Raw genomic sequence first — 19,552 nt, 5'->3', positions numbered from 1 at the left:
TTCAGCCGTTGTCTTTGACGTTAAGCCGTTGCAGTTAAGCAGTTGACATTGAAGTTGCGCCCTCACCCGAAGACAATCGCAGAACCCACCGGCTACCCCAACACCTCCATCATGCCCCCCCCAACCTTCGAATCCAAACTAGTCCCACCCGACAACCCAACCGCGCTAGCAGAAAAACTAGCCACCCTCCCCCGCCCGCTAGTCTTCACTAACGGCGTCTTCGACATCCTCCACCGCGGCCACGCCACCTACCTGGCGCAAGCCAAGGCCCTGGGCGCCAGCCTGGTAGTCGGCGTCAACAGCGACGCGTCAGTGCGCATGCTCGGCAAGGGTGACGACCGTCCCCTGAACCACGAATCGGATCGCATGGCGCTGATCGCGGCGCTGGCCTCGGTAGATCTGGTCGTGATGTTCCGCGAGAAAACGCCGGTCGAGCTGATCCGGCTGGTGCGCCCGGACATCTATGTCAAGGGCGGCGACTACGACATCGATACGCTGGAAGAAACCCGCCTGGTGCGCAGCTGGGGCGGCCAGGCGCATGCCATCGCGTTCCTGCACGACCGCTCCACCACCAAGCTGCTGTCCAAGGTACGCCAGGGCAGCTGAGCGAAGCAGCAAGCGCTGACGCACGGCTCAGGTGCAGGTCAGCAAGTCCTGCGCGCCATAGCGCTGGCGCATCTCGTCGAGCCGCGTGCGCAGTGCCGCGTCGGCGTTGCGCACGCGCAGCCACTGGCGCGTCAGCGGATGCGGCGTATCGGTCAGCACCGCGGTGCGCACGCCGTGCTCGCGCAGGTTGTCGAGGAAATGCTCGGCATGCTCGCGCTCCTGGAACAAGCCCAGTGACACCGTATAGGTTTCCGGCGAGCCGGCGCTGACCACCGATACATCGGTGATATTGCGCCGGCGCAACTCGCCGAGCTTGCGCTGCAGGTTCTCGCGCGAGGCCTGCGGCGGCAGGTGGACCCACCAGCGCGCCTGCTCCTGCCGCTCGAACTGTTCCACGCGCCAGGCGCCGGGCGGCGCGCCGGCCAGCTCATCGGCCACCTTGCGCACCAGCTCCCCGTTGAAACCACCGATCTCGACGCAAGCCATGGCTGGCGCGGCGGCTTGGGGAGTGGCTGCGGTTGTGGTTGTGGTTGCGGCTGCCACAGTGGCGGGCTCGGATGCCGCCCGCTTGCCGCTTGCCTGTGGCATCTGTCGGAAGCGTTCGGCGCGCGCCTGCTGGGCAGCGCGTTCGGGCTCTCGCGCGCTTTCCAGCCAGCCGGCCAGCGGCTGTGGGCCGAACGCGCCCAGCACGGCAGCCAGCAGCAGCGCATTGACCAGGACCAGCAGGATGAAAAGGCTTCGTTGGAGCATTGGGGGCGATGCAGGGGTGGCGCGACGGGGTGAAGAGGCGATGCGGTGTGATGCTGTGTGATGCGGTTCAGCCCGCTGTGCCGACCGGGCTTTGCGAGGCCATCACATGCAGGCCGAGCAACACGAGATTATCGTGCATCTCGAACGGCATGGAGAGCGCGTTTGCCAGCACATGGCGAGCGCCGCCGGAGAGCAAGCAGCGCACCGGCCCGCGCTCGCACAGCGCGCGCCAGGTGCGCTCCACGGCACCGGCCTGGGCCGCCAGGCAGCCGGCGGCGATAGCGTCGCGGGTGTTGTCGGCCCAGGGCGTAGCCAGCCCGGCATCGCTCACGTCCAGGGACGGCAATTGCGCTGTGTTGCGCGCCAGCGCGCCCAGCATCAGGTCCAGGCCAGGCAGGATCAGGCCGCCTTCGAAACGGTCCTGCGCGCTCACCACGTCGAGCGTGGTGGCGGTGCCGGCGGTGACGATCAGCAAAGCGCCCTCGGGGCGGTAGCAGCGCGCGCCGATGCTGCCGATCCAGCGGTCGACGCCGAGCTGCGTGGGCTCGCGGTAGCCGTTGACGAGGCCGCCGAAGCGCGGGCCCGAGCGTACCCAGTTCACACCGATGCCGGGGCCGAACACGGTGTCGAGCGTGGCTTGCAGGCTGGCCGCGATGGCCGGGCCGGCCACGTTGCTGGCCCACACCAGCGGCTGCGCGCCGGGCGCGCGCAGCGACGCCCATTGCGCCACCAGCGTGGCCAGTTCGCCGTGGGCCACCGCGCCGCCGTGCGGCCAGGGCGTGGGCAATGGCGTCTCGTGCAGCACGGCGCCGGACCAGGCCTCGTCGCACCAGGCCCATTTCAGGCGGGTGTTGCCGATATCGATCAGCAGTTGCGGAACTCGCGGCATACCGGCGCTGGTGCCGCTCATGCGCCTGCCCCTCTGTCCGCCGCTTTGTCCGCCAAACGCAGCGACACTTCGCCGCTGGCAATGCGCTCCAGGCCCGAGGGCGTTTCCAGCAGCAAGTGGCCGTCGCCGTCAACGCCGCGCGCCAGGCCTTCGGCCTGCACGCGGCCGTCGTGCAGCAGGCGCACCGGCTGGTCGCGATAGGCGTCGCGCGCGGACCAGCGGGGCGCCATCGGCGCAAAGCCCTGCGCCAGGAAATCCTCGCGCATCACCGCGAGCCGGTTCAGCACCGCAGCCAGCAGCACGGTGGGATCGCAGCCCGGCAGGAATTCGGTCACACCAGCCAGGCTGCGCCCGAGCGCGGCTTCCATCTGCGCATCGCGCACCAGGTTCAGGCCAATGCCGATCACGGCCCAGACCCGCTGTGGCCCCGCCGGCACCGACTCGATCAGGATGCCGGCCAGCTTGCGGCCGTCGATCTGCAGGTCGTTAGGCCATTTCAGGCCAACGGCGCCGCCGAGGCGCGCGTCGCAGTCGCCCAGCGCCTCGGCCAGCGCCAGCCCTACCGCCAGGCTCAGCCCGCTCAACTGCGAGGGCGCCAGCGGCAAGGGCAGCGCCACCGAAAACGTCAGCCCCGCCTGGCCTTGCCAGGGACGCCCCTGGCGGCCCCGCCCGGCGGTCTGCCGATAGGCCAGGCGCAGCGTGGCGGACTCGGTCCACGGCGCGCTGCGGCAGGCCAGCGTCAGGTCGGCGTTGGTGGAGCCGGTCTCGTCGACCACGCCGAGGGTCCAGCCGCGCGCGGGGCCGGTGAGCGCGGCGCGCAGGCGGTCGGGGTCGATGCGCCAGGCTTGCGCGGGAGCGGCGGCCGCAGGGGTCGGGTCTGGCGTGGGCAAGGATTTGTCAGCGGACATGCGTTTCGGCGATGGACAGCACAATGGGCACAAGCAGCTACGCATTGTAGCCGTGCGAATCCACGGCCGAGGCGCTGCGCACGCCCGCTGACGCTGCGGGTGGCATAGAATCGGGACTTGCCCATCACTTCTCCCCCTGCTTTGGAAAGCCCTACCACGCCAGCCATAGAAGTGACGCGCGCGGACGGAGCGCAAACCGTGCAACTGCGCGGCGACTGGACAGCGCTCGCGCTCTCCGATTGCCACCGCGCCCGCGCGCTGCGCAATGAGCTGCACTCGATCGCCGCGGACGCGCACTGGTCGCTGGCAAGCCTCGCCCGGCTCGATCACATCGGCGCACAGCTGATGTGGCAGGCCTGGGGCGGCAAGCTGCCCGAGAAGCTGGAAGCCAACGAGGCCCAGCGCCGCGTCTTTACCCGCATCGCCGGGCTGCGCCGCGAGAACTGGAAGAAACATATGGTGGACCGGTTCAATCCGGTGACCCTGTTCGGTGCCTCGATCCTGTCGATGTTCTCGCAGCTCGGCAATGGCGTGACCATGCTGGGCCAGTTGGCCTTCGACCTGCTGCGCCTGGCGCGCGCGCCGCAGCGCGGCCCCTGGCGCGAGATCTCGGCCAATATCTACAACGTCGGCTACAAGGCGCTCGGCATCACGGCACTGGTCGGTTTTTTGATCGGCATCGTGTTGTCGTACCTGTCGGCTAACCAGCTGCGCACCTTTGGCGCGAGCATCTTTATCGTCAACATCCTCGGCATGGCGGTGATCCGCGAGCTGGGCCCGGTGCTGGCGGCCATCCTGATTGCCGGGCGCTCGGGCTCGGCCATCACCGCGCAGATCGGCGTGATGCGGGTCACCGAGGAGCTCGATGCGATGCGCGTGATGGGTATCTCGCACGGCTTCCGGCTGATCATGCCGCGCGTGATCGCGCTGGCCATCGCCATGCCGCTGCTGGTGGCGTGGACCGACGTGCTGGCGCTTACCGGCGGCATGCTGGCCGCGCACTTCCAGCTGGATATCAGCGCGGCCTTCTTCCTGCGCGCGCTGCCCGATGCGGTGCCGGTGGCCAACCTGTGGATGGGCCTGGGCAAAGGCGTGGTGTTCGGCATCCTGATCGCGCTCACCGCCTGCCATTTCGGCTTGCGCATCGAACCCAACACGCGCAGCCTGGGCGAAGGCACCACCGCCTCGGTAGTGACCTCGATCACCGTTGTGATCGTGGCCGATGCCATCTTCGCCATCCTGTTCAAGGACATCGGCTTATGACTACCGCCACGACCGCCACCGCAACGCCGCCTTCGGGCACCGTGCAGCACGCCCCGCGCACCACCGTGATCGAGGTACGCGACCTGGTCAAGCGCTTTGGCGAGGCGGTTGTGCACGACCACCTCAACCTCGATGTGCACCGGGGCGAAGTGCTGTCCATCGTCGGCGGCTCGGGCAGCGGCAAGACCGTGCTGCTGCGCCAGATCGTGGGGCTGGAGCGGCCCACCTCCGGCACCATCCGTGTGTTCGGCGAGGACCTGACCAAGCTCGACGCGGCCCGGCTGCAAGCCCTGCGCAACCGCTGGGGCCTGCAGTTCCAGCGCGGCGCGCTGTTCTCCGCGCTGTCGGTGATCGACAACATCGCGCTGCCGCTGCGTGAACTTCGCACCCTGCCCGACGATCTCATCTGCGCGGCGTCGCTGCTCAAGCTGCAACTGGTGGGGCTGTCGGCCCGGGATGCGGACAAGATGCCGTCCGACCTGTCCGGCGGCATGATCAAGCGCGTGGCGCTCGCACGTGCCCTGGCCCTGGAGCCGGAGCTGGTGTTCCTGGACGAGCCCACCGCCGGGCTGGACCCGATGGCCTCGGACGACTACGTGGCACTGATCCGCGAACTGCGCCGCGAGCTGGGCCTGACCGTGGTGATGGTGACGCACGACCTCGACACCCTGGTGGCGCTGTCTGACCGCGTCGCGGTGCTGGCGGACCACAAGGTACTCGCCGCGCTGCCGATCCGGGAACTGGTGCATATTGACCACCCGTTCATCCACAAGTATTTCCTGGGCGAGCGCGGGCAGCGCGCCATGCAGGCGCTCCCGGCCTTGCCGGACGCGGCACGCGCGGCAACGCATGCGGCAACACCCGCAGGCCCGCAATCTGGAGAAGCATGATGGAAAACAAGTCACACGCCTTCCTGGCCGGCGTGTTCACGATTGGACTCGCCATCCTGGTGCTGTTCGCGATCTTCTGGTTCAGCAGCGACCACGCGGTGCGCGTGCCGTATGACCTGATCACCCGCTCCACCGTCAACGGGCTGGGGCCGCAGGCCGACGTCAAGTACCGCGGGCTGGACGTGGGCAAGGTGGTGTCGATCCGCTTCGATCCGACCGTGCCGGGCCAGATCATCGTGCGCATCAGCGTCAACCAGGACACCCCGATCACCCACACCACCTATGCCACGCTCGGCTTCCAGGGCGTGACCGGGATCGGCTACGTGCAGCTCGACGACACCACCGCGCAGGAAGGCGGCACGCCGTCGCCGCACCTGGCCACCTCCTCCAAGTCGGTGGCGCGCATCATCATGCGGGCCGGCTTCTTCGAGGAGCTGGAAAAGCGCGGCGACAGCTTGCTCACGCAACTGGAAACGATCATGGGTTCGCTCAACGACATGTTCCAGGCCGACAACCGGCGCGACCTGATGGAGGCGATCCGCTCGGTGCACAAGACCGCCGACGACTACTCGCAACTGGCCAGTTCGATCGCGCCAGCCGTGCGCCAGTTGCCGCAGGTGACCGAAAACCTCAACGCCACGCTGGCCTCCACGCGGCGGCTCACCCAGGAACTGGCCAGCCCCGACGGTACCGTGATGCGCACCGTCGACCGCGTCGGGCGCGACCTGCAGGGCGCCGCCGATTCCGTGCAGTCGGCCGCTGGCGGCGTCTCGCAAGACACGCTGCCGCAGATCAACGGGCTCGCGCGCGATGCGCGCCAGACCATGCGCAGCATCGACCGCGCCGCCAGCCAGTTCAACGACAGCCCGCGCAGCGTGCTGTTTGGCGGCCCTCCCACCGTGCCGGGCCCGGGCGAGCCCGGCTTCCAGGCCCCCTGACGCGGACCGCATGCTCTCATGCCGCGCACCTACGCACTCGCCGCACGCACACCACGCCTGGCCCGCCAGGCTGGCGCTGCGAATCCTTCGAGCAAACCAAGGCACATCATGATGCGCAATGCCCAAACCCGGCCGGACGGACGCGACACACCCGGCACCTTCGCCCTGCCGCGCCGGCTGGCCGCCGGCGTCGCGCTGGCCTGCCTGCTGCTGGGCGGTTGTGCCCTGACGCCTTCCGCGCCCACCATCACCTACGATCTGGGCCCGCCGGCAGGAGCCGCACCTGACGCCGCGCACCTGCCCAAGATGCGCGTGGCGCAGACCGATGGCCCTACCTGGCTGGACGGCAACTCGCTGTACTACCGGCTGCACTACGCCCAGGCGGAGCGCCTGCAGCCCTATGCCACGCAGCGCTGGGTGATGTCGCCGGTGCGCCTGTTTGACGACCGCCTGCGCGAAGCCGTGGCCTCGCGCGGCGCACTGACGTGGTTCGGCGACACGACCGCGCCGGCGCTCAAGATCGACATGCTGGAGTTCGAGCAGGTGTTCGACAGCGCCAGCGCCAGCCGCGGCGTGATCCGCGTGCGCGCCACGGTATTTCGCAGCGGGCTGATCGGGCAGAAGACCTTCGTGGTGGCGCAGCCCGCCGCCACGGCCGATGGCGCCGGCGGCGTCAAGGCGCTGGCCACCGGCAGCGATGCCGCCATTGCGGCGATCCTGGACTGGGTGGCAACGCTGCCGCTGCAGTAAGCGGGCCGCGCATGGCATCGGCTCCCGCGCCGCTCGTTCCCCCGCCACCGCCGCCGCGCCACTCGCCGCTGGCGCGGGTGGGGCTGTTGTGCTTCGCCCTGCTGGTGGTCTATGGCAGCCTGTACCCGTTCACGGGCTGGACCGACAACGGCATCTCTGCGCTGGCCTTCATCACCGCGCCCAAGCCCCGCTACCTGACCGGGTTCGATCTCATCACCAACGTGCTGGGCTACTGCCCGCTTGGCGCGCTGGTGGTGCTATCCCTGCACCCGCGCATCTCCGGCGTGCGCGCCGTGCTGCTGGCGCTGGTGGCGGGCACGCTGCTGTCGGGCACCATGGAAGCGCTGCAGACCTGGCTGCCCAACCGCGTCTCGTCCAATATCGACCTGATGACCAACGCGCTGGGCGCACTGCTGGGCGGTGCCGCGGTGGCGCCCTTCTCGGCCGCGCTGATCGATCGCGGCTCGCTGCGCCAGCTGCGCATGGCGTGGTTCGAGCCGCACGCCAGCTTTGCCATCATCCTGATCCTGCTGTGGCCGTTCGCGCAGATCTTCCCGCAGGATCACCTGTTCGGCATGGGCGCGATCGTGCGCGAGTGGCTGACCGACCCCGATTCCTGGCCCGTGCAGTGGCTGCAAGGCGTATTCCCGGGGCTACCCGACCTGATCGAGAACATCAGCCTGCTGCGGCCGGACGACGTGCAAGGGCAGCAATTGCTGGAGTCACTCGTTACCGGATGCAGCTGGGTGGGCACCGGGCTGTTTGCCTCGATCGCCATGCGCAGGCAGGCGCCGATGCTGCGCATCCTGGCGGCCTTGCTGGCCAGCGCGCTGCTGCTCAAGGCGGTGGTGGCCGAGATGCAGTTCCCGGACGACAACGCCTTCAACTGGCTGTCCGAAGGCGGCCGCTTTGCCCTGTTGACGGGCTCGCTGGTGCTGGTTTTGCTGCTGCGGCTGCCGCGCTGGCTGCGCGGCGCGCTGGCGCTCGCCACGCTGATGCTGCTGGTGATGCTGTCCAACCTGCTGCCCGCCAATCCATACTCCTGGATCTCGGAGCAGGGCTGGCGGCTAGGCCGTTTCATCCACTTCAACAGCCTGTCGCAATGGCTGGGATGGATGTGGCCGTTCGTGGCGCTGTGCTACCTGATCTGGCGCTTCGAGCAATTCCAGCTGGATCGCCGCAGCCTGCGGCGTGCGCGCCGCAAGGCGAAGCGGCTGGCGGCGCGCGCAAGTGATGGCAGCGGCGATGGCAACAATCGGGAGGATGCCACGCCGCCGGGCGCCTGAGCGGCGCCTCAGTGCGTCTGGCCGCCCTGCTCGCGGATATCGCTGGTGGTGGCAAGCGCCGTGGCCACCGCGCAGCGGATGCCTTCGATCATCAACGCCAGCGACAGGCTGGGCTGCCCCGGATGGCGCGCCGCCTGCTCAGGCAAATAGGGAATATGGATGAAGCCGCCACGGATCCCGGCAGGCACGCCTTGCGTGGCAAGCAGGTGCATCAAGCCGTAGAACACGTGGTTGCAGACGAAGGTGCCCGCGGTCTGCGACACCGATGCGGGCACGCCTGCGGCGCGCATGTCGCGCACGATGGCCTTGATCGGCAGGCTGGAGAAATACGCCGCCGGGCCTTCTTCGGCGATACGCGTGTCGACGGGTTGCGCGCCCGCGTTGTCGGCGATGCGCGCATCGTCGACATTGATCGCCACGCGCTCCACCGACATCTCAGGGCGCCCGCCCGCCTGCCCCACCGCGATCACCAGCACGGGATTGATCGCGTCGAGCAGGTCGGCCAGCGCATCGTTGGCGGCGCCGAACACGCAGGGCAACTGGCGCGCGACGATGATCGCGGCGTCCAGGTCATCGGGCTCGTTGCCGATGCGCACGCCGTCAAGCGCGCGCACCGCTTCCCAGGAAGGATTGATGGGCTCGCTCTCGAACGGCTCGAAGCCGGTCAGCAGCACGGTACGCATGGCAGGGACTCCCGGCAAGAAGCCCGGTTGCCCGGGCCCCTGGCCAATCATTCGCGGCGGGGCCGCGTTCTTACATCAGGAAATACAGCAGCACGATATTGGCCACCAGGACCATCAGCGCGGTTGGCACCTGCGCCCGGATCACGGCGTTCTTGTCATCAAGCTCCAGCAGCGCGGCCGGCACGATGTTGAAGTTGGCCGCCATCGGCGTCATCAGCGTGCCGCAGTAGCCGGAGAACATGCCGATGGCCGCCATCACCGCCGGGTTGCCGTGGAACATGTTCACCAGGATGGGCACGCCGATGCCGCCGGTCATCACCGGGAAGGCGGCAAAGCCATTGCCCATGATCACGGTAAAGAGCGCCATGCCCACGCAATACACCACCACGGCCACGAGCTTGTAGTCCATGTTGATATAGGCCGTGGTCAGGTGCGCCACCGCCTTGCCCACGCCGGCATCGGCGAACACCAGGCCCAGCATGGCCAGCATCTGCGGCAGCACCAGCGCCCAGCCTAGCGACTCGGTCAGCCGGCGCGATTCGCGCACGCCCTGCACCACCGTGTCGCGGGTGAGCCAGCACGCCACGCCCAGCGCCACCAGGCAACCAATGCCAAGCGAGACGAAGGTGACGTTCTTGGGATCGAGCAGCGCCAGGCCGGCGACCTTCACGTCCTTGAACAGCAGCGTGCCGATCACGGTCACCAGGGGAATCAGCAGTGCCGGGATGAACAGCTTGTTGCCCAGGCGCTTGGCCGAGGCGCGGCGCTCGGCCTCCGGCAGCGTGCCGTGCTTGCCGTGGCCCACGCCACCAAAGCCCGCGATCAGCGCCATCACCACGGCGCCGATGCCGACGATGGCCGGCGGCAGCTTGTCGCCGATCAGGAAGACCAGCGCATACAGCGCCCAGAACAAACCCGTGCTGAGCCGGCGCGGATGGTCGCGGTCGGCGAAAGTCATCAACGCCGTGATGGCCAGCACCAGGCCGGCGAGCCAGTAGAGATAGTCGATGGAAATGATCATGGCTTACTCCCCGCTCTTGGCCGCCGAGGCAGCGCCAGCCGTTGCAGCGGACTTGCCGCCCACTTCGCGCTCCAGCCACATGTCCAGGCGCTTGAGGCGCACGGCGTGGATCAGGAAGGCGCAGATCGCGGTGGGGATGCCCCACACGGCGATATGCAGCGGTTCCACGTCGATGTTGGACGACAGCAAGAAGGTGTGCATCAGCGCGATGGCGCCGAAGGCCACGAAGATGTCTTCGCCAAAGAACAGGCCGACGTTATCGGTGGCCGCGCAGAAGGCCAGCACGCGCTGGCGGATCGGCTCGGGCAGCTTGCCGAAGCGGGTCTCGGCCGCGCCTTCGGCCATCGGGGCCAGCAGCGGGCGCACCATCTGCGGATGGCCGCCGAGGCTGGTCAGGCCCACCGCGGCGGTAAGCTCGCGCACGCCGAGGTAGACGATCAGCAGGCGTCCCACGGTGGCCGACGCGATGCGCGAGATCCACGCCTGCGCGTGCTCGCGCAGCCCGTGGCGCTCGAGCAGGCCGATCACCGCCAGCGGCAGCAGGATGATGAGCGGCAGGTTGCGCGTCTTGACGAAGGCGGTGCCGATCGCCGTGAAGATCTGCATGACCGGCATGGTTGCCGCCAGCCCGGTGGCGATGGCGGCAAGCGCCACCACCATCATGGGGTTGAAGCGCAGCACGAAGCCAAGGATGATGATACCGACCCCGACTAGGGGCCAGAGGTTGACTGCCTGTTCCATGAGAGACACCAATAGAGTGTGATGGAGGCGAGTGCCCTCGCGTCGCGTCATGCTGCTCGACACCCGCGCGGGGCACAGTGAAAACCGGAAGCCTGGGGGCGCGTCCGTTAGGTGTGGCGTGCCCCTCAGACTCCGGCGCGGATTGCGATGCCTTCGGCGCCGAGCCGCTCGCGGATGCGGCGCGCAAAGGCAAGCGCGTGTGCGCCGTCGCCGTGCAGACACACGGTTTCGGCGCGAATCGATACATAGGTGCCGTCGATGGCGCGCACGCGCTGCTCGCGCACCATGTCCAGCGTCTGGCCCAGTGCCACGTTCTCGTCCTCATGCAGCGCGCCGGGCGTGCCGCGCTTGACCAGCGAGCCGTCGGGGTTGTAGCCGCGGTCGGCGAAAACTTCTTCCTTGACCTTCAGGCCGGCTTCGCGCGCCACCTTCACCATGACGCTGCCGGCCAGGCCGAAGAAGACCAGGTCGGAGTCGAAGTCGCGCACCGCGCGCACGATGGCGTCGGCCAGCTTGGGATCCTTGGCTGCCTGGTTGTAGAGCGCGCCGTGCGCCTTCACGTGGGCCAGTTGGCCGCCTTGGGCGCGCACCAGCGCGGCCAGGGCGCCGATCTGGTAGAGCGTGTTCGCGTACACCACCTCGGGATCGAGCTGCATCTCGGTGCGGCCAAAGTTCTCGCGGTCGGGATAGCTCGGATGCGCGCCGATGGCGACGCCCTGCTCCAGGGCCCACTTCACGGTCTGCAGCATGGTGGTGGCGTCACCGGCGTGCCAGCCGCAGGCCACGTTGGCCGAGCTGATCAGCCCCAGCAATTCGCGGTCGTTGCCGCAGCCTTCGCCGAGGTCGGCGTTCAGGTCGATATGCATTGCGTTGCTCCTCACCGGTCTTGCGGCTTGTGTTGAGGTTTTGGGGTTGCTGTCGTTTCTGTCGTTCGGTCGTTCTGAGGTTCCGTCGTTGCGCGTTTGGCGGCTCAGGCCACGGCAGCGCGGGTACGCGTGCGCCGCCGCGAGGCGATCGCCATGCCGTCGCCCTGCCACTGCAGCGCCTGGTCCAGTTGCTGCAGGTACCGGTCCAGCTCGGCCTGCGCCGCGGCGGCCTCATCCAGCGTGACGCGCACGAAGCGCACCGGCGCACCCAGCGGCACCTGCGCCAGCCGCCACAGGTCGGCGCCGATCACCACGCCGATCTTGGGATAACCGCCGGTGGTCTGCGCGTCGGCCATCAGCACGATAGGCTGGCCGGCCGGCGGCACCTGGACCACGCCCGGCAGCACGCCATGCGAGAGCAGGTCGGCCGCGCGCTCGGGCTGGCGCGCCAGGGCCGGGCCTTGCAGGCGCAGGCCCATGCGGTTGCTGTTGGGGGTGACGATCCAGTCGGACTGCCACAGCGCTTCGCGCGCGGCGGCGTCGAAATCCTCGTACTCGATGCCGGTCAACATGCGGATCGGCATCGCGTCGCCGAGCTTCTTCACCGGCAGCGCCCAGGATGGCGCCTGCACGCCCAGCCAGTCGCTGTCCTCGGCTACGCCGGGCCGGCCCGCATCCAGGCGGTCGCCTTCATGCAGGGCGCGGCCACCCAGGCCGCCAAAGCCGGCCTTGAGGTCGGTGCTGCGCGAGCCCATCACCGGCGCGACAGCGATGCCGCCCGCCACGCACAGATAGGTACGGGTGCCGCCCTGCGCCGCCGACAGCGTCAGCGTTTCGCCGCGGCGCACGTCGAAGGCATGCCACGACCAGACCGGCACGCCGTCCAGGTTGGCCCGGCATTCGGCGCCGGTCAGCGCCACGCGCATGTCGGCATGGAAACGCACGGCGGCGCGGCCCAGCGTGAATTCGATGGCGGCGTCGCCCGCCGGATTGCCCAGCAGGCGGTTGCCGATGGTGAGCGCGACGGCATCGAGCGCGCCCGCGGTGCCCACGCCAAAGCGGCGAAAGCCGGGACGGCCAAGGTCCTGGACCGAGGCCAGCGCGCCGGGTCGGGTGATTTCGATCATGGCAGCAGCGCCTCGACGACAAAGCGCACGGTATCCCCGGGCGCGAACAGGGAAGGCGGATCGCGGTCTGCCAGGAAGAGTTGGCTGGTGGTTTGCCCGATCAATTGCCAGCCGCCGGGGGCAGCTGCCGGGTAGATGCCGGTCTGCTCGCCGCCGATGCCGACCGTGCCCGCGGGCACGGACAAACGCGGCTCGCGCCGGCGCGGCGTGGCCAGCGCCGGGTCCAGGCCGCCCATATAGGCAAAGCCGGGCTGGAAGCCGAGGAAGTAGACGACGTACTCGCCCGCGCTGTGGCGGCGTACCACTTCCTGCACCGTAAGGCCCGTATGCGCCGCGACTTCAGCCAGGTCGGGGCCATGCTCGCCGCCGTAGCGCACCGGGATCTCGACCAGCTTGCCGGTGGCGGCACGCGCTTCACCGGAAGCCCAGGCGAGCTTCAGGTTGCGTTCCAGCGCTTCGGGATCGGCTTCGCGATCGAACACCACGGTGAGATTGTTCATGCCCGGCACCGCATCGACCACGCCGCGCCACTCGGCCGCGCGCTGGGCCATGGCCCAGATACGTCGCTGTACATCGAGCGAGGCCGGCGGGGACACGCTGCACAGCAGTGCTTGCTCGGCCAGGCGGTGAACGGAACATCGGGTCATGGGCGGCACCAGCGGGGGGACCTGTCTTGCAGTGTAGGCGGGCGCGCTGTACTAGTCAGGCGCGGTGCCGGCTGCGACGGGTCCGAGGGTGAGATCGCTATTTCATCGATGATTTATCGATAAATTCATAATAACCAAACAAGAAGATGCTGTGGCTAGGTGTTGACCCTAGGCACGAGGTGCTACGTCTTCATGCGGGATAGCGTTGGCGCACCGCCTCGGTGCGGGTGCCGGACGCGGCGATTGGATCCGGTGCAGGAGCGCCCGGTGCGGCGCTTGCGTCGTATCGGCCCTGCTCGATATGGGTGCGCGCGGACACACCGGGCCAGACTTGCCGGAGAGGAGAGATTTCAGGAAAACTTGGCTGGCCGTGGCGCGAATGCAACGCCAGGAGGGCCCGCAACGGGGTGCCGCGGGCGAAAAAACGGCCGGGTGGATACCGGCCGATCGAACTGCTCACAACGTTGACCCTGCGCTGGGTGGTCTCCCCTCTCCCGCTTGCGCGAGAGGGGGCGGGGGAGAGGGCGGGCGCTCGTTATGCCGTCGTGCTGGACAAAACCGAGGGCTCCGCTTCAAGTGGCTCCTAGCTAAGCCACCCCTCTCCCCAGCCCTCTCCCCCTGAGGGGAGAGGGAGCGACAGCCGTCGTCATGGCGCGGGGTTTTGGCCCGTTCGACCTCAGGCGAACCCGGCCTTATGCGCCTGCTCGTCCGCGTGGTAGGAGCTGCGCACCATGGCGCCCACGGCGGCATGGGTGAAGCCCATCTTGTAGGCCTCGGCCTCGAACATCTTGAAGGTGTCCGGATGCACGTAGCGCATCACCGGCAGGTGGTGGCCCGACGGCGCCAGGTACTGGCCGATGGTCAGCATGTCGATGTCGTGGGCGCGCATGTCGCGCATGACTTCGAGGATTTCCTCGTCGGTCTCGCCCAGGCCCACCATCAAGCCGGACTTGGTGGCCACGGCCGGATTGCGGCGCTTGAACTCTTGCAGCAGCTTGAGCGAGTGCGCGTAGTCGGCGCCCGGGCGGGCCTGCTTGTACAGACGGGGCACGGTTTCCATGTTGTGGTTCATCACGTCCGGCGGGCCGGCTTGCAGGATGTCCAGCGCCTTGTCCAGGCGGCCGCGGAAGTCCGGCACCAGCACTTCGATGCGGGTGGCCGGCGACAGCTCGCGGGTCAGCGTGATGCAATCGACGAAGTGCTGGGCACCGCCGTCGCGCAGGTCGTCGCGGTCAACGCTGGTGATCACCACATAGTTCAGCTTGAGCTGGGCGATGGTGCGGGCCAGGTTGCCCGGCTCGTTGGCATCCAGCGGATCGGGACGGCCGTGGCCCACGTCGCAGAACGGGCAGCGGCGGGTGCACTTGTCGCCCATGATCATGAACGTGGCGGTGCCCTTGCCGAAGCACTCGCCGATGTTCGGGCAGCTGGCTTCCTCACATACCGTCACCAGGTTGTTGGCGCGCAGGATGTCCTTGATCTCATAGAAGCGCGAGCTGCCCGTGGCCGCCTTGACGCGGATCCACTCGGGCTTCTTGAGCTTCTCGGCCGGCACGATCTTGATGGGGATGCGCGCGGTCTTGTCCGCCGACTTCTGCTTGCGGGTCGGGTCGTACTGCTCCGCCTGGGGTTGCGGGGCTTCGCTGGAAGTGGCGATCAGGGCGTCGCTCATAGAGTTCTCCGCACGCGCGGTGCGTGCATATTCGGCTGGATGACTAAGTGGCCAGGGCCGCGGCGGTATTCCGTTGGGCCGCCAGGGCGCGCTCTTGCGCCTCTGCCAGCACTTCACACAGCGCCGCCGCAAGGCGCCGCGCGATATCGGCTTGTTGTGCCGCGGTCACGGGCAAGCGGGACGCACCCGCCGCATCGGCCACCGCGAAGGTGGCGCCCGCCGTTGCCATGTCGACCGTTTCCAGGCCGGCATAGCCGCAGGGGTTGATGCGCAGGAAGGGCGCGAGGTCCATCTGCACGTTGAGGCTGACGCCGTGATAGCTGCAGCCATTGCGGATCTTGAGTCCGAGCGCGGCGATCTTGGCGCCCTGGTGCTGGCCTTCGGAAAGGTAGATACCAGGCGCGCCGGGCTTGCGTTCGGCTGCGAGATTATACGCCGCGAGCGTATCCAGCACGGCCTGCTCGATCGCATGGACGAGTTCGCGCACCATCAGGTGGCGGCGGCGCAGGTCGAGCAACAGATAGGCCACGATCTGGCCAGGACCGTGATAAGTGACCTGACCGCCACGATCGATCCGCACGATGGGGATCGCATCGTCAGGGGCCAGAACATGCGCAGGATCTCCCGCCTGGCCGAGGGTATAGACCGGGGGATGCTCGACCAGCCAGATCTGGTCGGGAGTGTCGGGGGTGCGTGCGGCGGTAAAGGCGCGCATCGTGTCGAAACAGGGTTCGTACTCTTGCCGGCCCTGCTCGATGACTTGTATCGATTGCATCCCGGCAGTTTAGCGAAAAGGGGCGGATCTCACAGGAGGCCGCCCCTTTTCTGGTGTGTCTTTCGGTGTGTCTTTATGACGTTGGCGCTGCGTCCTTGCTTGCCGGCCTGGAATGGATCAGCCGCAGATGGCCACGCACGCGGCCATCTGCATCGGTATCCGCTGGCTCAGGAGGCCGTGACCTGGTCCTGGTTAGGCGTCCACTCGGTGCCTCGAACCAAACGCCGCGCCATGCGCGCCACCAGGTGCGACACATTGGTTGCCGGCCGGCGGGCTTCAGCGATCAGGGCCAGCCGTACCGGCTCTGCCGCGCGCGGGTCCACGCTCAGCGTGATTTCGTCGCCGCTGTTAAGCAGCAGGCTACCGCCGCAACGCAGCCAGTAGTCTTCCGAATCGCCTTCGCGGGTGACCCAGACGTCGGTCCCCGTGGCCTCTTCCACACGCAGGCGCTGGCCGGCGTGGATGGAAAGGGAGGTAACTTCGCCCGGGCTCAGGGTGAACAGGGTCGTTGTGAGCAATGTTTTCATGTTGGGCATCCTTCGCTGACATCGTCGGCTGCCTCGCCCGCTTGCCCGGAATGGGCGGCCGCCGATCAGCTCAGCCCTGGCAGGCTTATGCTTGGTCTTGCCTGGTACTGGATCGGCACCGGTGCGGGTAGCGCCCCGATGCATTGCATTCTAGTGATTGCCGGTCCTCTTCCAAAACGATATATTTTCCTTGTTCTTGTTAGGTACACTCACATAAGACGAGGTGGATGATGGCGCTGAAGGGAGCATGGGAGAGAGATTTGCCACGTGGCTGGCATCGCGAGCTGCCGCGCCTGCCGGGGCTGACCGCGCTGCGCGCGTTCGAGGCAGCCGCCCGCCACGAGAGCTTTTCGCGCGCGGCCACCGAACTGTTCGTCACCCACGGCGCGGTCAGCCACCAGATCCGCGCGCTGGAGGAAGAGCTGGGGCAGGCCCTGTTCGAGCGCAACGGCAAGCGTGTGACCCTGACACCCGGCGGCCGGGCCTACGCCGGGCGCGTGCGCGAAGCCCTGCTGGAGATCGCCGATGCCACCCGTGCGCTGCAGGCCGGGAACCGCGACAAGCGCCTCACCATCAGCACCATGCCGTCGTTTGCCGCGCGCTGGCTCACGCCGCGCATCGGCAGCTTTATCGAGCAGCACCCCGAGCTGGACGTGGAGCTGCTGTCGTCCAACACGCTGGTAGATTTCGGGCGCGAGGAAGTCGACATCGCGTTGCGCATGGGCAGCGGCGACTATCCCGGCCTGTATGTGGAGAAGCTGCTGGACGACGTGTTCTTCCCGGTCTGCAGCCCGGCCTTCAACGGCGGCAAGCTGCCGGCACGGCCGCAGGACATGGAAGGCATGTCGCTGCTGCGCGGCGAGGGCGATCCGTGGAAGCCGTGGTTCGAAGCCGCCGGCCTGGACTGGCCGGAGCCGCGCAAGGGCCTGCTGCTGGAGGACTCCTCGCTGCTGCTGCAGGCAGCCGCCGCGGGCCAGGGCATTGCGCTGATCCGCTCGTCGCTGGCCTATAACGACCTGCTGTCGGGGCGCGTGGTGCGGCTCTTCGATGTGAGCATTACCTGCCCGTGGCTGCTCTACTTCGTCTGCTCGGCAGGCATGCTGGAAGCGCCCAAGGTAAAGGCCTTCCGCGCCTGGCTGCTGCCGGAGATGGAAGCCTTCCGGGGCATCCTGGCGCAGTGGGAGGGCTAGTCGCCCTTGCCGGCTTCTGCATCTTTTGCGACTTCGGCGTCCTTGCCCTCATCCGCGGCCTTCGGCGCGGCCACCGGGGCAACTACCGGAGCAACCACTGGCGCCGGCCCTGAGTGCGCCCTGCCCGCGCGCGGGTGCGCCTTGTCGTAGACCTTGGCCAGGTGCTGGAAATCCAGCGCGGTATAGATCTGGGTGGTGGCCACGCTGGCGTGCCCGAGCATTTCCTGCACCGCGCGCAGGTCGCCAGAGGATTGCAATACGTGGGTGGCGAAGGAGTGCCGCAGCATGTGCGGATGCACGTCGGTCGGCACGCCGGCCCGGATCGCCTGCTGCTTGATGCGCAACTGCACCGTACGTGCGGGCAAGCGCCGCCCGCGCACGCTCAGGAACAGCGCATGCGCATCATCGGGCAGCGCGCCGGGGCGCAGCAGCTCCGGGCGCACCGCCAGCCACGCGCGCAGCGCTTCCATGGCCTTGCTGCCGACAGGCACGGTACGCCGTCGCGAGCCCTTGCCGATCACCGTGACCTCAGCGCCGTCCATGTCGATCCAGCCGGCGGAGCGGTATTCCCCATCCTCGGCATAGCGCGCGTCCAGCTGCACCAGCTCCGACACGCGCAGGCCGCTGGAATAGAACAACTCGTAGACAGCTTGGTCGCGCCGACCCTCGGCGCCGTCGCCCGCGTTGTGCGAGACCAGCGCCACCGCGTGCTCCACCGACAAGGCCTTGGGCAGCCGGTGCCCGGATTTTGGCGCGCGCACGCCGTCCACCGGGTTGGCCTGCACGCCCAGGCCATGGCGCGCGGCCCACAAAAAAAAGCCACGCCACGCCGACAGCGTGCGGGCAATGCTGGTGCCGGCCAGGCCGCCGCCGTGCATGCGCGCGGCAAAGGCGCGGATATGGTGGGTCTGCAGCGACAACAGCGCAATGCCCGGCGCATGGCGTGCGGCGTGCGCTTGCAGCACAGACAGGTCGCGGGCGTAGTTGGTCAGTGTGTGGACAGCCAGCTTGCGGCTGCTGGCGAGCCACTCCAGATAGCGCAGCACGACCGGATCGGGCGGCGGCTTGTCGAGCGGCGCCTCGGCGGCCTCCTTGCGCGCGGCCGGCTTCTTCGCCGCGGGCGAAGTGGCCTTGCGCGCGCGGCTCGGCTCCATCAGTCGCGCAGGCGGTTCAGCGCGGCACCGGCCACTTCGCCGATCTGCGCCAGATAGGCCGTGCCCATGCCCTCGTGGAAGCGCCGCGGCTCGGGCGAGCCCAGCACCAGCAAGCCAAAGGCCGCGCCGAGCGTCCCGGCGTCGCGCGTGGGCACGCGCAGCGTCACCATGGCCAGCGAGGCGATATCGTCGCGCTCCAGCCAGGCCGCGGCCTCGAAGCCACTGTTGGCGCCGCAATACGGCGCGCGCAGGCCCTCGGCAAACAGGCGGACGTCTTCGCTCGCGCCCTGCGCCACTTCCATGTGCGCGTAGCTCTGCGCCACATTCCACAGCTTGAGGGCCACGCCGGGCACGTCGAACACTTGCTGCAGGCCGTCCTGCACCGCATACGGCAGCGCGTGCGAGTCCGCCTCGGCCAGCAAGCGCAACTGCCAGGCGTGCATGCGCTGCTGGGTGCGGTCGTTGTCATGGCCGTGGCGAACCAGGTCCGCCAGCTTCAGCTCCAGGCCTTTGTTTTTCTCGCGCAGGATTTCCATCTGGCGCTCCTGCAGCGACACCGCGCGGTGGCTGTGCGGGCTGGTGAGTTGCACCGCGGCCAGCAGTTCGGCGTTGTCTTCGAAGAACTGGGGATTGGTCTGCAGGTAGGAGGCAACTTCTTGGGCGTTCATTGGCTTCAACCGGATTGTTTGGGGGGCAGTGTAGCAAATGGTTAGGGGGAAATTTTGGGGGAGTGGTCGGCGTTGGTTTTTGGGCGCAAGGGCTCGGATGTGTGGGCTCGTTGGTTCGTCTCTATCGGCGTTGGCCTTTGCACCCAACAGCCATACGACATCCCCCTGCGGGGGCTGCCGGTCACTCTTCTTTGCGTCGGC

At 68.2% G+C, this 19,552-nt stretch carries 21 protein-coding genes; 7 read left to right on the top strand and 14 right to left on the bottom strand.

The features are described from left to right. Positions 1–111 precede the first annotated feature (111 nt). Positions 112–606: a D-glycero-beta-D-manno-heptose 1-phosphate adenylyltransferase gene (gene rfaE2 / locus AC1RQK_RS18335; protein WP_150992681.1), complete on the top strand. Its 495-nt coding sequence runs from the start codon at positions 112–114 to the stop codon at positions 604–606. Positions 607–633: 27 nt separating this feature from the next. On the opposite strand, the gene AC1RQK_RS18330 is transcribed toward rfaE2, so the two are convergent. The 3 genes from AC1RQK_RS18330 to AC1RQK_RS18320 form a co-directional block, all read right to left on the bottom strand. After that, positions 634–1,356: an SPOR domain-containing protein gene (locus AC1RQK_RS18330; protein ID WP_492810371.1), complete on the bottom strand. Its 723-nt coding sequence runs from the start codon at positions 1,354–1,356 to the stop codon at positions 634–636. A 67-nt stretch (positions 1,357–1,423) separates the two neighbouring features. Continuing rightward, the gene (locus AC1RQK_RS18325; RefSeq protein ID WP_492810369.1) at positions 1,424–2,266 is read right to left on the bottom strand and encodes a type III pantothenate kinase; all 843 of its coding nucleotides are present in this window, start codon (positions 2,264–2,266) and stop codon (positions 1,424–1,426) included. Continuing rightward, positions 2,263–3,153 (bottom strand): biotin--[acetyl-CoA-carboxylase] ligase, encoded by an 891-nt coding sequence (locus tag AC1RQK_RS18320; RefSeq protein WP_492810367.1) that lies wholly within the window; start codon positions 3,151–3,153, stop codon positions 2,263–2,265. Before AC1RQK_RS18320 ends, AC1RQK_RS18325 begins: the two co-directional genes overlap by 4 nt. A gap of 141 nt (positions 3,154–3,294) precedes the next feature. Between AC1RQK_RS18320 and AC1RQK_RS18315 the strand changes: the two genes are divergently transcribed. From AC1RQK_RS18315 to AC1RQK_RS18295, 5 genes are all read left to right on the top strand, one after another. Then, complete coding sequence (locus AC1RQK_RS18315; protein ID WP_492376547.1) at positions 3,295–4,416, top strand: MlaE family ABC transporter permease; 1,122 nt, start codon at positions 3,295–3,297, stop codon at positions 4,414–4,416. Further along, a complete protein-coding gene (locus AC1RQK_RS18310) occupies positions 4,413–5,306 on the top strand; it encodes an ABC transporter ATP-binding protein (protein ID WP_492810365.1) in 894 nt (297 codons plus the stop codon). Before AC1RQK_RS18315 ends, AC1RQK_RS18310 begins: the two co-directional genes overlap by 4 nt. Beyond that, the gene (locus tag AC1RQK_RS18305) at positions 5,303–6,244 is read left to right on the top strand and encodes an MlaD family protein (protein ID WP_492376539.1); all 942 of its coding nucleotides are present in this window, start codon (positions 5,303–5,305) and stop codon (positions 6,242–6,244) included. Before AC1RQK_RS18310 ends, AC1RQK_RS18305 begins: the two co-directional genes overlap by 4 nt. Positions 6,245–6,355: 111 nt before the next feature. Further along, positions 6,356–6,994, top strand: a complete 639-nt coding sequence (locus AC1RQK_RS18300) for an ABC-type transport auxiliary lipoprotein family protein (protein ID WP_492376548.1) — start codon at positions 6,356–6,358, stop codon at positions 6,992–6,994. Positions 6,995–7,005: 11 nt separating this feature from the next. Further along, entirely contained in the window at positions 7,006–8,280 is a 1,275-nt protein-coding gene (locus tag AC1RQK_RS18295; protein WP_492810363.1) for a VanZ family protein, read from the top strand. A gap of 8 nt (positions 8,281–8,288) precedes the next feature. Here the strand turns inward: AC1RQK_RS18295 and pcp are convergent, their stop codons facing one another. From pcp to AC1RQK_RS18250, 9 genes are all read right to left on the bottom strand, one after another. Next, positions 8,289–8,963 (bottom strand): pyroglutamyl-peptidase I, encoded by a 675-nt coding sequence (pcp, locus tag AC1RQK_RS18290; protein ID WP_492810361.1) that lies wholly within the window; start codon positions 8,961–8,963, stop codon positions 8,289–8,291. A gap of 70 nt (positions 8,964–9,033) precedes the next feature. Then, positions 9,034–9,984: a DUF979 domain-containing protein gene (locus tag AC1RQK_RS18285; RefSeq protein WP_492376542.1), complete on the bottom strand. Its 951-nt coding sequence runs from the start codon at positions 9,982–9,984 to the stop codon at positions 9,034–9,036. A 3-nt stretch (positions 9,985–9,987) separates the two neighbouring features. Beyond that, the gene (locus AC1RQK_RS18280; protein ID WP_150992661.1) at positions 9,988–10,725 is read right to left on the bottom strand and encodes a DUF969 domain-containing protein; all 738 of its coding nucleotides are present in this window, start codon (positions 10,723–10,725) and stop codon (positions 9,988–9,990) included. Positions 10,726–10,850: 125 nt separating this feature from the next. Next, positions 10,851–11,591: a 5-oxoprolinase subunit PxpA gene (gene pxpA, locus AC1RQK_RS18275; RefSeq protein WP_492810358.1), complete on the bottom strand. Its 741-nt coding sequence runs from the start codon at positions 11,589–11,591 to the stop codon at positions 10,851–10,853. Between the two features lie 104 nt (positions 11,592–11,695). Next, positions 11,696–12,718: a 5-oxoprolinase subunit C family protein gene (locus tag AC1RQK_RS18270; protein ID WP_492810356.1), complete on the bottom strand. Its 1,023-nt coding sequence runs from the start codon at positions 12,716–12,718 to the stop codon at positions 11,696–11,698. Continuing rightward, entirely contained in the window at positions 12,715–13,365 is a 651-nt protein-coding gene (gene pxpB / locus AC1RQK_RS18265) for a 5-oxoprolinase subunit PxpB (RefSeq protein WP_492376545.1), read from the bottom strand. Before pxpB ends, AC1RQK_RS18270 begins: the two co-directional genes overlap by 4 nt. A 676-nt stretch (positions 13,366–14,041) precedes the next feature. Further along, positions 14,042–15,037: a lipoyl synthase gene (lipA, locus tag AC1RQK_RS18260; RefSeq protein WP_492376790.1), complete on the bottom strand. Its 996-nt coding sequence runs from the start codon at positions 15,035–15,037 to the stop codon at positions 14,042–14,044. A 43-nt stretch (positions 15,038–15,080) separates the two neighbouring features. Then, positions 15,081–15,812 carry a lipoyl(octanoyl) transferase LipB gene (gene lipB / locus AC1RQK_RS18255; RefSeq protein ID WP_492810353.1) on the bottom strand — a complete coding sequence of 244 codons (732 nt, stop codon included), beginning with the start codon at positions 15,810–15,812 and terminating at the stop codon, positions 15,081–15,083. A 167-nt stretch (positions 15,813–15,979) separates the two neighbouring features. Beyond that, positions 15,980–16,339 (bottom strand): DUF2917 domain-containing protein, encoded by a 360-nt coding sequence (locus AC1RQK_RS18250; RefSeq protein ID WP_492376791.1) that lies wholly within the window; start codon positions 16,337–16,339, stop codon positions 15,980–15,982. 230 nt (positions 16,340–16,569) lie between these two features. On the opposite strand from AC1RQK_RS18250, the gene AC1RQK_RS18245 reads away from it, so the two are divergent. Continuing rightward, on the top strand, positions 16,570–17,529 hold the full coding sequence (locus AC1RQK_RS18245) for a transcriptional regulator GcvA (RefSeq protein WP_492376794.1): 960 nt from the start codon (positions 16,570–16,572) through the stop codon (positions 17,527–17,529). Here the strand turns inward: AC1RQK_RS18245 and AC1RQK_RS18240 are convergent. Then, positions 17,526–18,683, bottom strand: coding sequence for a tyrosine recombinase XerC (locus AC1RQK_RS18240; protein WP_492810350.1), 1,158 nt, complete (start codon positions 18,681–18,683; stop codon positions 17,526–17,528). The genes AC1RQK_RS18245 and AC1RQK_RS18240 overlap by 4 nt on opposite strands. Further along, on the bottom strand, positions 18,683–19,351 hold the full coding sequence (locus tag AC1RQK_RS18235) for a DUF484 family protein (protein ID WP_492376793.1): 669 nt from the start codon (positions 19,349–19,351) through the stop codon (positions 18,683–18,685). The genes AC1RQK_RS18240 and AC1RQK_RS18235 overlap by 1 nt, the downstream gene beginning before the upstream one ends. Between the last annotated feature and the right edge of the window lie 201 nt (positions 19,352–19,552).

The organism is Cupriavidus sp. GW822-FHT02D05 (genome assembly GCF_058802485.1).
This window is presented reverse-complemented; position numbering and strand designations above follow the sequence as displayed.